Consider the following 12770-nt stretch of genomic DNA (forward strand, 5'->3'; position numbering starts at 1 on the left):
GCTTCTGTCCCAGGGGTCACATCGGCCGGATCTCTCTCTTGACCGGGGGCGCCGGGACGGCTCACGGTTCCCGTTCGCGCGGGAGCGCGACGCACTAGGCTGGAACTGAAGTGACCCATCTGTTCACTGTGCGTACGCGCGATGGAGCGACGACGATGAGCCCGGTGTATCCGTTCGACGAGGCCGCCACGGCCCGGGCTGTCCTCGACGGCGACGGCACGGTGACCGAGTGGAGCGAAGGGGCCCGGCGGCTGCTGGGCTGGACGGCCGAGGAGGTCGTGGGGCGCCCCTCCGCCGCCTTGATCCAGGGCCCGCCGCCCACCGTCCGCCCGCCCCGCTGGAACGGAACGGTCACTTTGCGCCACCGGGACGGCCATACGGTGACCGTCTGGCTGCTCGTCCACCACCGGCAGCCCAAGAGCGGCGGCACCGGCGACTGGCTGGCGGTCACCCCGCTGGAGGGCGACCGGCCGCAGCACCCCGACGATCCGCTGGAGCAGGCGGGCCTCATCCAGTCCCCCTGCGCCGTGGCGATCTACGACGAGCGGCTCCGGCTGCACCGCATCAACGACGCCATGGCCGAGGTGATCGGACTGCCCGAGGAGCGGATCCGCGGACTGCGCGTACCCGAGCTCAGCGGCCGGCTGGACGGCGAGAGGATCGAGCAGCAGCTGCACCGGGTCCTCACCACCGGACGGGGAGACGACGTACGGGCCTATGTGCCGATCGGCGTGCACGGCCGGGTCAACGCCTGGCTGGCCCGGATGGCACCGATCACCGACGCCGCGGGACGGCCGCGCGGGGTGTGTGTCGCCGTGCACGACTTCACCGAGCAGTACAAGTCGCGCGAGCGGCTCCAGCTGGTCAACGAGGCGAGCGTCCGCATCGGCACCACCCTGGACATCACTCGCACGGCACAGGAGCTCGCCGACGTGTGCGTGCCCGCGCTCGCCGACTTCGTCAGCGTCGACCTCCTGGACCCGCCCGAGCCCACGGGCGAGCCTGCCACGGGGCCGGTCACCCCGCCGGTCACCCTGCGTCGGGCGGCCCATCAGTCGGTCAATCCCGGCAGCCCCGAGGCCGTCCTCAAGCCGGGCCAGCTGGACGTGTACCCGGCCACCTCGCCCCAGGCCGACTCCTTGCTGGCCGGCCGGACGATCGTCGCGGCGGTGCCCTCCGGTGACCTCACCCAGTGGCTGAGCTGGGACAAGGCGCGTATGGAGCGAGTCAGGGAGTACGGCATCCACTCCACGATGGCCGTGCCGATCCGGGCCCGCGGCGCGACTCTCGGCGTCGCCGTCCTCACCCGCTTCCGCCGCCCGGACCCCTTCACGCCGGACGACGAGTTGCTGGCCGAGGAGATCACGGCGCGCGCCGCGGTCTGCATCGACAACGCCCGCCGCTACTCACGCGAGCGCGAGACGGCCATCGCCCTGCAGCGCAGCCTGCTCCCCCAGTCACTGCCGCGTACGGCCGCACTGGACGCGGCCTCGCGCTACCTTCCGGCGGCGCGGGCCGGGGTGGGCGGCGACTGGTTCGACGTGATCCCGCTGTCGGGGATGCGCGTCGCGATGGTCGTCGGGGACGTCGTCGGCCGCGGCATCCAGGCCTCGGCCACCATGGGCCGGCTGCGCACCGCCGTGCGCACGCTCGCCGACATCGACCTGGCCCCGGACGAGCTGCTCACCCACCTCGACGACATGGTCGTACGGCTGTCCGCGGAGGCGGGCGGCGACAGCAGCACCGCCGCGGTCGGCGCCACCTGCCTGTACGCCGTCTACGACCCGGTGTCCCGGCGCTGCACACTGGCCCGCGCCGGGCATCCGCCGCCCGTGATGCAGCCACCCGGTGGCCGCCCCCGGCAGGTCGACCTGCCGGCGGGGCCGCCGCTGGGCCTGGGCGGGCTGCCGTTCGAGCCGGCCGAGATCGAACTCCCCGAGGGCACGGTGCTCACGCTCTACACCGACGGGCTGATCCAGTCCCGCGAACGTGACGTCGACGCCGGGCACGCGCTGCTCTGCGATGCCCTCGCCGCCCCCTCCAACTCCCTGGACGAGACCTGCGACCGCATCCTGCACACGCTGCTCCCCACGGGCGGTGCCTCCGACGACGTGGCCCTGCTGCTCGCCCGCACCCAGGGACTGCCCGCCTCCCGCGTCGCGACCTGGGACATCCCGGCCGACCCGGCGCTGGTCGCCCCGATCCGCAAGCAGGTCGTCGGGCAGCTCGACCTCTGGGGGCTGCCGGACGCCTCGTTCACTGCGGAGCTGGTGGTGAGCGAGCTGGTCACCAACGCCATCCGGTACGGCACCCACCCCATCAGGCTGCGGCTCATCCATGACACGGCCACGCTGATCTGCGAGGTGTCCGACACCAGCCATACGGCTCCGCATCTGCGGCGCGCCAAGACCTGGGACGAGGGCGGGCGGGGTCTGCTGCTGGTCGCCCAGCTCACCCAGCGCTGGGGCAGCCGGCACACGGCGGACGGCAAGACGATCTGGGCGGAGATCGGGCTGCTCGACGCGTAAGCGCTCCGCTGGGGGTGCCGCGATGGGTCGCTGGTCGGCTGCGGCGCCGTCGTGGCTGGTCGCGCAGTTCCCCGCGCCCCTTTGGGGCGCTGCCCCTCAGGGCGTGTCCGACAGCCAGGGTCGGACCTGCTTGCGTGCCTCGTGCAGACGGGACTTCAGTGTGCCCAGGGGGACGCCGGCGCGTTCGGCGGCCTCGGCGTAGTCCAGCTGGCAGATGTCGCGGTACACCAACGGCGCGACCAGATGCGGGTGTTCGCGCTCCAGCCGGTCCAGCGCTTCCAGCAGGTCGACGCGGGAGCCGGCGATGACACTCGTCGTCCGCGGGTCGGCGTACTGCCCCGCGTCGATCGGGGCGGGCTGTTCGGCGGCCCTTCGCTTGAGCTCGCGGTATTTCTGGCGAGCGCAGTTGGCGACGACGGTGTAGAGCCAGGTGCTGAAGCGGCTGCGGCCCTCGAACCCGGTGATCTTCCGCGCGACCTGGAGCAATACGTCCTGCGCGGCCTCCTCGGCGTCCTCCCGATTGGGCAGGAACCGCCCGCAGCGCCGGACGACTTCGGGCCGGATCGCGTGCAGCAGCCCGTCCAAGGCGGCGCCGTCGCCCGCGGCCGCGCGCCGGGCCAGGTCCTCGGTGGGCGCGGCGTCGGACACGGGGGCTCCCCTCGGTCTTGCGTCAACAGATCCTCGGCGCGAGTCCTCGGTGTGGATCTGAGGCCAGGCATGATAGTCGTATGCACTCCGTCGAGCGGATCGGGCGCTACCGCCCCGAACGCCGCCTGGGCACCGGGGCGTTCGGCACCGTCTGGCTCGCCCACGACGACGAGCTCGACGCCCTCGTGGCCGTCAAGGTGCTCGCCGACAACTGGGCGCACCGGCTGGACGTCCGCGAGCGCTTCCTGTCCGAGGCACGGATGCTGCGCCGGGCCGGCTCCGACCGGGTCGTCCAGGTCTACGACATCGGCGAACTCCCCGACGGCAGGCCGTACTTCGTGATGGAGTACGCCGACGGCGGTACCCTCGCCGACCTGCTCGCCAACGGGCCGCTCCCCGTGCCGGAGGCGCTGCGGCTGACGGCATCGGCCGCCCGGGGCGCGGCGGCGCTGCACGAGGCGGGGATCGTGCACCGGGACATCAAGCCGTCCAACGTGCTGTTGCGCACCTCCCCCGGCGGCGCCGCCCGGGTGCTGCTCACCGACCTCGGGCTGGCCAAGAGCCTGGCGGAGGCGTCCGGTCTCACCCTCGCGGCGGGTTCGGCCGGATACCGGCCGCCCGAGCAGGCCGGGCCCGGCGCGGGCATCGACGAGCGGGCCGACGTCTACAGCCTGGGTGCGGTCGGCTACCACCTCGTCACCGGCGCCGTGCCCGGCGAGCCCGGACACGTCGTACCGCCGGGACGGCTGCGCCCCGGCCTCGACCCCGGCGTGCAGCGGGCCCTGCTGCGCGCACTGGAACCGGACCGCGGGCGCCGCTGGCCCACGGCCCAGGCCTTCGCCGAGGAGATCGAGCGGCTGGCGTCCCGCGCGCCTCGCCCCCGGCGGCCTCGTAGGGCCATCGCGCTGGCCGCCTCCGCGCTGCTGCTGCTCACGGCCGTCGGTGTGACCCTGGCGCTGGTGGCCCGTGACTCCCCCGTCCCCGGCATCCGAGTCGAGGACTCCAGCGGCCGGGTGACGGCCGAAGTGCCCGGCGCATGGGGCCGGCAGGTACGCGACTCGGGGTGGGATCCCGCGTCGATCGGCCTGCAATCGGGACGCGAGCCGGGGTTCGCCGTCGCGGACGACCTGGCGAAATGGCAGGACCTGACCTCGGACGTGAACGGCGTGTTCGTCGGCCTGAGCGAACACGGCGATGTCACCGGGCGGGTGAACGCCCTCGCCCACGCCGGCTGCCATTACGAAGGGGGCCGCACCTACACCGGAGAGCGGTGGCACGGCCGGGTCCGCACCTGGACCGACTGTGCGGGCGGCGGAGGGTCGATCACGGAGGCGGGGCTCACTCCGGCCGACGGCGACGCGCAGCCTCAGGTGTATGTGCAGATCCGGCAGAACGGCGATCCGCCCCAGTCAGGGCGCATCCTGGACTCGGTGCGGGCGAATGGATGAAAGGCACGAGAAAGGCGCGAACTTTTCCCGTTCCGCGCGCATCGGACACGAGTGACGGGGCACAAGGCGCCGTACGCACGCGTCACGACGGGTGCGGGACATCTCAGGAGCGTTGAGAACCATGGCGAACACCCACCGGTCCGTACGCCGGACGACCCTGCTGGCGAGCGCCGTCGCCGTGCTGGGGCTGCTGGCCGGCTGCGGCAACGGCAGCGACAGCAGCAACACCGCGAGCACTCCGGAAACGCTGCCCGGCACGGCAGCTCCCGCGACCGGCACCAGCACCCCCGCTTCGGCCTCCCCCTCGACCACCCAGCCGACCGCCACGCCGGAAACACCCGGGACGCCCTCCTCGTCCGCCCCCGCCGAGCAGACCCGGCCCGCCACCAGCACCCGCTGCCACACCTCCGAGCTGCGGGCGTCCCTCGGCCGCGTCAACCCTGGGGCCGGGCAGCGGAACTACCCGATCGTGCTGACCAACACCTCGTCCAGCCCCTGCACGGTGCGCGGCTATCCGGGCGCCGCCTTCGTCGACGCCTCCGGCAAGCAGCTGGGCCCGGACCCGAAGCGCTCCGACGGCTCTCCCGCCACGGTCACGCTGACGCCCGGCAGCAGCGCCTGGGCCGGGCTGTCGTACTCCAACCCCGAGATCAGCGGGGCCCGTACGGCCACACCGGACTCCCTGCTTGTGACGCCGCCCGACGAGCGGGACCCGCTCAAGGTGGCATGGACGGCCGGTGAGGTTCCGGTGGGCGGCAACGAGTCCTCGGTGTTCCTGACGGTCTTCAGCCCCGGCACCGGCGCCTGACCCTCCGCCGTGCGGCTCAGCGACGCCAACCGTCGTACCCGTTACCGCCGTACCCATAGCCGTACCCGCCTCCGTATCCGTACCAGCCGTACGGGCCGTTCCAGGAGCAGTAGTACCCGTAGCAGGAGGGATACGAGGTCGGCGTCGGCTGTGTGGTCGACGGGGTCGCGGTGGGCGTCGGCTCGGGCGTGGCGGTGGGTGTGGGCGTCGTCGAAGGCGTCGGGGCGGCGGGCGGCTTCGGGGTGCTTGCGGCGGCTTCCCAGTTGACGACCTCCATCTGGAGGTCGGTCTTGGCGGTGTCGATCACCCAGCGCTGGGCCGTGCTGTCGTCGCGGTTCTTGAGCACCAGCGCACCGGCCCCGTCTTCGGCGGAGGTCAGGGCGAGGTCCTGGTTCCAGCGGGGGACCAGGCTGCCCTGGAGGGTGAAGTCGTAGCGGACGTTCTTCGTGTCCGGCTGGGACGTCCCGGTGCAGGGGGCGAGCAGGACCTCGTAGCCGAGGTGGGAGTCGAGGCAGAGGTCGGGGTCGGCGACGTTGCGCAGCAGCCCGTCGGGCTCGTACGACCACTGCTGACCGGCCGCGGCGGAGCACTTGGTGACCTCGGCCTCCGCGCCGTCGACGGCCTTCTTGCCCTCGATGCCGATGCAGAGACCGGAGTCCACGTTGTGCAGCCGGCCGCTCAGGGCGCCGTCCGCCTCCTCGCCCGACCCGACCCAGGAGGGGTTGCCGGGCGATGCACCCGGGACGGGTGCGTCGGAGGAGTGGCCGCCGTCGGACGGGGTGGTCTCGTCGCCGGAGCCGAACGCGGACCACAGGACGAGGGGGAGGACGATCAGGCCGCCCACGATCGCGACAGCCATGGTGACGTTCCGACGACGCGCGGCGCGGCGGGCGGCCTTGTGGGCCGAGCGGGGGGAGGGCGAGCGCGGGGAAGGCGCTGCGGGAGCGAACTCCTCGCCGGCGAAGGGCGGTTGTGCCAGTTGTGCCAGGGGCTCCTCCCCGAGAGACACCTCCTCGACTGCCTCGGGTGCCACCGCCCAGTACTCGCGGTAGGCCCGCGCGCCCCAGCCGAGGACCGCTTCGGCGAGTGCCGTGCCGAGCCCGTCGTTGAAGTGGTCGAGCTGGCCGGCGGTGTAGCGGCAGTGCTTGCAGCCGTCCAGGTGCGCGCGCAGATCGGGGTCGACGTCGACTCCGCCGCGCCGGTAGGTGACGTCGAGCATCCGCTGGAAGCGCCGGCACTCCTGCTCGGGGGCGAGTTCGCGGTGCACCTGGAGGCACTCCTCGCGCAACCGCTCCCGGGCGCGCTGCAGTTCGACGCCCGCGTCCTCTTCGTCGAGGCCGAGCAGTGCGGCCGGTGTCCGCAGCGGTTCGCCCTCGACCTCGATGTGCCAGAGGAGGCAGCGGGCCGACTGGGGCAGCCGCTGGAAGGCCCCGGAGATCAGGCGCCGGTCCGCCGGCGGCAGCAGGCGTGCCGCGACACGGTCGCCGCCCCCGGCCTCGGATCTCAGCTCGGGGTGGAGCTGTTCGCGTCTGCGGTCGCCGTCCCACTCGGCGGCTATCCGGCGCACCGTGACGAGCAGATGGGGCCGCCAGGCGGCCGTCGGCCCGGTCTGCCGCAGGGACTCGCCGAAGAGCCTCGTGAAGGCCGCCGTGGTGAGCATGCCCGCGGCCCGCGGGCCGTCGGTGCACAACCGCGCGTAGGCGAAGGCCGCTTCCCAGTGCCGGTCGAGGAGTTCACCGACGGGGTGCAGCGCGGGCGCCGTTCCCGTCCATTTCCTCAGCTCGGTGCTGAGTTGTTCGTCCGTCACCTCGAACAAGGGCGCGGACGTGGGGGAATTCGGCAGGCCTGCGTCTTTCACAGCTGCATTTCCTCTCAAGGGCTTCCGGCGTAAAGTCCATACCAATGGGTATGTGGGCTGCATGTTCTGACTGCACGCCGACAGAGCACACCTTTACACAGCTCAGCGAAGCGGAACAAGGGATCTCGGGGTTTTGTGGATTACCTTCTCTTGATGGAGACTTGACGAAACGTCAATCCAGTCTGCTATTGGGACCCATTTCCGACTGACGCCGTGTCGACATGGAAATAGCAGCCTTCATTCACCTGGTCACAGGCCCGCCCCGGTACGCTCCGGGCGGCACCCCGTACCGCTCCCGGAACACCCGATTGAAATGGAACGGGCTCGCGAAGCCCGAAGCCGCGGCCACCCGCTCCACGGTCAGATCGGTGCTCTCCAGCAGCCGCGCCGCATGCCGCAGCCGTGCCTCGCGCAGCGCCCGCATCGGCGACTGCCCGAGCGTCCGCGTGAACAGGTGCGCGAAGCGGGAGGGCGACAGCGCGACCTGCTCGGCGAGCGAGCGGACGGTGTGCGGGGCCCCCGGGTCGGCGTCGATCAGCGCCTGCGCCCGCCGCACCCTCGGATCCACGCCGGGCCGGGGCGACGACGTCCGTGCGGTGACCGCCGTGAGCAGCACGATCTCCTCCAGGGAACACAGGGCGAGCTCCCGGGCCGCGGTGCCGTGCGCCACGGCCACCCGGTCGTCCTCCGGCCCGGTCGCCGGCGGTGTCCCGGTGCCCGTCCAGCGGGCGTCGGCGAGCATCCGGCGGAACGCGGCATCGAGGCGGCCGTGCAGCCCGACCGGCGTGGGCGTGACGACGTACATCCCGTCCCCGGTGTCGTACGGCCGCAGCCAGGACGGCCACGACGGACGCGCCTGGCAGTGCACCCACCAGAACTCCCAGTGCCCGGCGCCCGGTTCGACCCCATAGCCGTGCCGGACACCCGGCGCGAGCACGACGAGGTCCCCGGCTGCCGCCCGTGCCCGCGCGCTCCCCTGGCGCAGCTGTCCCCGTCCGCCGGTCGTCCAGGTGAACAGCCAGCTGTCGGCGCCGCGCGGACGCTGGACGGCGTAGCCCTCGGGCTGGTCGAACCGGCCGACCACCACCAGGCCCGGCGGTGGGGCGGGGACGCCGGGCGCAGCAGTCCCGGGCAATCCGTCAGCGCTCATGGGCATCCTCCTGAAGCACCCTGCGGCCTAGCGTGTTGTACCGAGGACACCCGACCGAGGAGTGGACGCATGACAGCCACGGACATCGGCGCCGCCGGCGCTCCCATCCTGACCGAGGCAGGCCTGAATCGCTTCCGGGAGGACGGCTTCACGGTCGTACGGAAGCTGTTCCGCTACGACGAGATCGACCGGTTGTGCGCGGAGTTCACGGCGCTGCACGCGGCCGGGCCGGTGCCGGGGCATTTCGAGCCGCGCTCGTCCACCGACCCGCTGCTCACCCACCCGAGGGTGATGCACCCGCATGTGATCAGCGACCTGGCACGGAACGTGCTGCTGGATGCCCGGCTGCGTGAGGTGCTGGAAGTGCTGCTGGGCGAGGAGGTGCTGGCCGCGCAGAGCATGTTCTACTTCAAGCCGCCTGGCGCCCGGGGTCAGGCGCTGCACCAGGACAACTTCTATCTGCGGGTCGAGCCGGGCACCTGCGTGGCCGCGTGGATCGCCTGCGATGTGATCGACCGGGACAACGGCGGGCTGGAGATCGTGCCGGGCACGCACCGGATGGACATCTTCTGTCCCGAGGAGGCGGACGAGGAGCTGTCCTTCGCACGGGAGTACGTGCCGCCGCCGCCCGGCCTGTCACCCGTACCGGTCGACATGGAGCCGGGGGACGTCCTGTTCTTCAACGGCAGCTTGGTGCACGGGTCGCAGCCGAATCGCACCGCCGATCGGTTCCGGCGGTCCTTCATCGGACACTATGTCGGCCGGTCGGCCGAGCGCATCGGACAGCACTACCGCACGCTGACGATGAGCGGGGAGCGGGTGCGCTTGCCGGAGAGCGAGGGGGCGGGGCCGTGCGGTACGGAGTTTCCTGAACCGCACGGGCCCCATTAGGCCGCATGCCGCGCTTCAGTGACCGACGATGGAGTGCGGAGCGTACGGCTGCTCCAACTCCTCGATCTCCTTGTCGCTGAGCCGGAGTTCGACTGCCGCCGCCGCGTCCTCGATGTGCTGCGGCTTGGCCGCGCCGACGATCGGTGCCGCCACGGTGTCCTGGTGGAGCAGCCACGCGAGGGCTACCTGGGCGCGCGGGACGCCGCGGTCGTTCGCGATGCGCGTCACGGCCTCGACCACCGTGCGGTCGCTGTCGGGGTAGAGGCGGCTGCCGAAGTTGTCGTTGGCGCTGCGCTCGGTGACCGTGCCCCAGTCGCGGGTGAGGCGGCCGCGGGCGAGGGGGCTCCAGGGCAGTACGCCGACGCCCTGGTCGGCGCAGAGGGGCAGCATCTCGCGCTCCTCCTCGCGGTAGAGGAGGTTGTAGTGGTTCTGCATGGAGACGAACTTGGTCCAGCCGTGCCGCTCGGCCGTGTACTGCATCTTCGAGAACTGCCAGGCGTACATCGAACTCGCCCCGATGTAGCGGACCTTGCCCGCCTTCACCAGGTCGTGCAGCGCCTCCATGGTCTCCTCGACCGGCGTGTGCCGATCGAAGCGGTGGATCTGGTAGAGGTCGACGTAGTCGGTGCCGAGGCGGCTGAGGCTGTGGTCGATCTCCGCCATGATCGCCTTGCGGGAGAGGCCGCCGCCGTTGGGGCCGGGCCGCATCCGGCCGTTGACCTTCGTCGCCAGCACGATCTCGTCCCGCTGGGCGAAGTCCCGCAGCGCCTTGCCGACGATCTCCTCGCTCGTGCCGTCGGAGTAGACGTTCGCGGTGTCGAAGAAGGTGATCCCGGCGTCCAGCGCCTGCCGGATCAGCGGGCGCGACGCCTCCTCGTCGAGGGTCCACTCGTGCACGCCGCGGTCCGGCAGTCCGTAGGTCATGCAGCCCAGACAGATCCGCGAGACGTCCAGGCCCGTCGAACCGAGCTTCACGTACTGCATCGTTGCTGCTCCTGCCTTCGGGGGTGGCTGCTACAGAGGGGAGCGTACGGCGTCCGTCCCGCCCGTCCCTCCTTTCACCGTTCCCCTCCGGACAGCGTGATCCCCGCTTGACGGCCCTGGCACGCGGGCGATTTGATCATCAGCGTGCCGCAGAACGGAATGGCAGTCCCCCGCGTCGCAGCTCTCGCCACGCTCGCGGGCCTCCTCGCCATGACGGCCTGTGGGTCCTCCGAAGAGGCCAAGTCCTCGGAGGTACGGCTCCCGCCACGCCACGCCGGCTTCGACTACCAGATCGGCGGCCCCTACAAGCCACCGTCCGACGTCCGCATCGTCGCCCGCGACCGTACGGCGCCCCCGGCACCCGGCCTGTACAACATCTGCTACGTCAACGCCTTCCAGGCCCAGCCGGACGCCGAGCGGTCGTGGCCCGCCGACCTGCTGCTGCGCGACGCGGACGGGGAGGTGGTCGTCGACGAGGACTGGGACGAGGCGCTGCTCGACATCGGTACCGCGGCCAAGCGGAAACGGATCGCCGCGCGGGTGGGCGAGTGGATCGACGGCTGCGCCGACCAGGGCTTCGACGCCGTCGAGCCGGACAACTACGACAGCTACACCCGCTCGGACGGCCTGCTCACCGCGAACGACGCGACCGCTTTCATCGCCCTGCTGTCCCGGCACGCCCATGCCCGGCACCTCGCCATCGGGCAGAAGAACACCGTGGAGCTGGCCGGGCAGCGGAAGAAGGCCGGGCTCGATTTCGCGGTCGCGGAGGAGTGCGGTCAGTACGACGAGTGCGGGGTGTACGCCGAGGCCTTCGACGACCGGGTGGTCGACATCGAGTACACCGACAGCGGCCTGCGGAAGGCGATTTCGGGCTTCGGCGACCGGCTGAGCATCGTGCGCCGGGACGTGATGGTGTCGACTCCCGGCAGCGAGGGCTACATCCGCCGGACGCGCTGAACCCCCGTTGCTGCCTGCAGGTGACCGCCCGGCGTGGGAGCCGTCGGGGGGTCCGCAGGGTCCCGCATTCTCGGCGCAGACGACCGGCGTCCGGCCGGTCGGGGCCGTGCGGGAGGCACAGGGTGCGAACACGTCCGACAACGCTGAGGACACTGATCGGGGCCGCGGCGCTGGTGCTCGCCGCCGTCTCGCCGGCATGGGGGCAGCCGATCCCGGAGCGGGCCCCCGCGGCCGATCCCCCGGCCACCCTGTGCGCGCCCGCGGGGATCCTGCGCGGCCCGGGCGGACAGCAGGCCTCGGTCAGCCTGTGCACGGGCAGCGGCACTCCGATGATGGCGGTCTCGGCGCCCGCGACCTGCCGCCGCTCCGCCTGTCTCACCTCGGGCAGCTGGACGGCCCGCCGCGACGGCGTGACGGTGGCGTCCGGGCCGCTTCCCGGTTCGCACGCCTACCCGGGCCCGGGGACCTACGACATCGAGGCCGACGTCCGTGTACGCTCCGCGCCCGCGGGTGTGGACCTGCGCGGCACCGTCCGCGTCACGCTCACCCTCACCGCGCCGAAGCCGGAGCCGACGCACAGCGTCCGGGTCGACCGCACCACGCTGCGGTCCGGCTCGGTGACCACGCTGACGTACACCGTCTCGCGCGACAGTGACCGCGGCGACGGCAGCGCCCGTTTCGGGCTCATCGGTGAGGAGGCCTCAGGGGTGGAGCTGACCACCTCCGACGCCCGCTGCGTCAATCCACTGATCGGCCGCCACCCGTCGACGACCCGTCAGCCGCACGCCCTCGACTGCGCGCTCACCGACCTCCAGCCCGGGCGTCCGGCCAAGGTCGTCGTGCGTGTCGCGGTGCCAGGCGGGTGCTCCACCGTCGTCTCCAAGCTGGGCTATTGGATGCCGCAGGGCCAGGCCGTGTACACCGGCGGCATGCTCGTGGGGCCGACGGTCGGCTGCCGGTAGGTCAGCGCTCCACGAGGTCGAGTGCGTGCTCCCAGCGGAACTCCGGCCGCCTGCCGTGCTCGTCCGGCTCCCCCGAGTAGGGCTCGCCGAAGCGGACGCCCATGCCGCGCAGCCGGACGAGGCTGTCGTTGTAGGCGGGGTGGGCGGCCAGCGCGTCGGACACGCAGGGCAGGGCGGCGATGGGGACGCCGAGGCCGTACGCCTCGCACAGGGTGGCCACGGCGAGGGTGTCGGCGAGGCCCGCCGCCCACTTGTTGACGGTGTTGAAGGTGGCGGGCGCGACCACGACGGCGTCGGGCGGCGGGAAGGGGCGGGGATCGCCCGGGGTCCGCCAGGCGGAGCGGATCCGGCGTCCGGTCTGTGCCTCGACCGCGGCGGTGTCGAAGAAGCCGTTCATGGCGACGGGCGTCGCGATGACGCCGACCTCCCAGTCGCGTTCCTGCGCGGCGGTGATCAGCTTGCTGACCTGCGCGGCGATCCCGGCCGCGCAGACGACGACGTAGAGGAAAGGCTTCCCGTCCTGTTCGGTCACC

General features: G+C 72.3%; 11 protein-coding genes. 6 read left to right on the forward strand and 5 right to left on the reverse strand.

Annotation, left to right across the window (positions count from 1 at the left end; genetic code table 11):
- The first annotated feature begins 155 nt into the window (after positions 1-155).
- Entirely contained in the window at positions 156-2528 is a 2373-nt protein-coding gene (locus ACTWQO_RS12735; protein WP_443237374.1) for a SpoIIE family protein phosphatase, read from the forward strand.
- Positions 2529-2624: 96 nt separating this feature from the next.
- Here ACTWQO_RS12735 and ACTWQO_RS12740 read toward each other — a convergent pair whose 3' ends face one another.
- A complete protein-coding gene (locus ACTWQO_RS12740) occupies positions 2625-3176 on the reverse strand; it encodes an RNA polymerase sigma factor (RefSeq protein ID WP_443237375.1) in 552 nt (183 codons plus the stop codon).
- Positions 3177-3256: 80 nt separating this feature from the next.
- Here ACTWQO_RS12740 and ACTWQO_RS12745 point away from each other — a divergent pair, with 80 nt between their 5' ends.
- Together ACTWQO_RS12745 and ACTWQO_RS12750 are read left to right on the forward strand one after the other, a co-directional pair.
- Positions 3257-4624, forward strand: coding sequence for a serine/threonine-protein kinase (locus ACTWQO_RS12745; protein WP_443237376.1), 1368 nt, complete (start codon positions 3257-3259; stop codon positions 4622-4624).
- A gap of 121 nt (positions 4625-4745) precedes the next feature.
- Positions 4746-5432, forward strand: coding sequence for a DUF4232 domain-containing protein (locus ACTWQO_RS12750; protein ID WP_443237377.1), 687 nt, complete (start codon positions 4746-4748; stop codon positions 5430-5432).
- Positions 5433-5448: 16 nt separating this feature from the next.
- Here the strand turns inward: ACTWQO_RS12750 and ACTWQO_RS12755 are convergent, their stop codons facing one another.
- Entirely contained in the window at positions 5449-7290 is a 1842-nt protein-coding gene (locus ACTWQO_RS12755) for a ricin-type beta-trefoil lectin domain protein (protein ID WP_443237378.1), read from the reverse strand.
- 241 nt (positions 7291-7531) lie between these two features.
- Complete coding sequence (locus ACTWQO_RS12760; RefSeq protein ID WP_443237379.1) at positions 7532-8440, reverse strand: helix-turn-helix domain-containing protein; 909 nt, start codon at positions 8438-8440, stop codon at positions 7532-7534.
- A gap of 69 nt (positions 8441-8509) precedes the next feature.
- Here ACTWQO_RS12760 and ACTWQO_RS12765 point away from each other — a divergent pair, with 69 nt between their 5' ends.
- Positions 8510-9331, forward strand: a complete 822-nt coding sequence (locus ACTWQO_RS12765) for a phytanoyl-CoA dioxygenase family protein (RefSeq protein ID WP_443237380.1) — start codon at positions 8510-8512, stop codon at positions 9329-9331.
- A gap of 15 nt (positions 9332-9346) precedes the next feature.
- Here the strand turns inward: ACTWQO_RS12765 and ACTWQO_RS12770 are convergent, their stop codons facing one another.
- Positions 9347-10315 carry an aldo/keto reductase gene (locus ACTWQO_RS12770; protein WP_443237381.1) on the reverse strand — a complete coding sequence of 323 codons (969 nt, stop codon included), beginning with the start codon at positions 10313-10315 and terminating at the stop codon, positions 9347-9349.
- 210 nt (positions 10316-10525) lie between these two features.
- Between ACTWQO_RS12770 and ACTWQO_RS12775 the strand changes: the two genes are divergently transcribed.
- Together ACTWQO_RS12775 and ACTWQO_RS12780 are read left to right on the forward strand one after the other, a co-directional pair.
- Entirely contained in the window at positions 10526-11275 is a 750-nt protein-coding gene (locus tag ACTWQO_RS12775) for an endo alpha-1,4 polygalactosaminidase (RefSeq protein ID WP_443237542.1), read from the forward strand.
- 122 nt (positions 11276-11397) lie between these two features.
- Positions 11398-12237 (forward strand): hypothetical protein, encoded by an 840-nt coding sequence (locus tag ACTWQO_RS12780; protein ID WP_443237382.1) that lies wholly within the window; start codon positions 11398-11400, stop codon positions 12235-12237.
- A gap of 1 nt (position 12238) precedes the next feature.
- On the opposite strand, the gene ACTWQO_RS12785 is transcribed toward ACTWQO_RS12780, so the two are convergent.
- Entirely contained in the window at positions 12239-12769 is a 531-nt protein-coding gene (locus tag ACTWQO_RS12785; RefSeq protein ID WP_443237383.1) for a flavoprotein, read from the reverse strand.
- Between the last annotated feature and the right edge of the window lies 1 nt (position 12770).

It is taken from the genome of Streptomyces sp. 4N124 (assembly GCF_052245395.1).
In the GTDB taxonomy this organism is placed as follows: domain Bacteria; phylum Actinomycetota; class Actinomycetes; order Streptomycetales; family Streptomycetaceae; genus Streptomyces.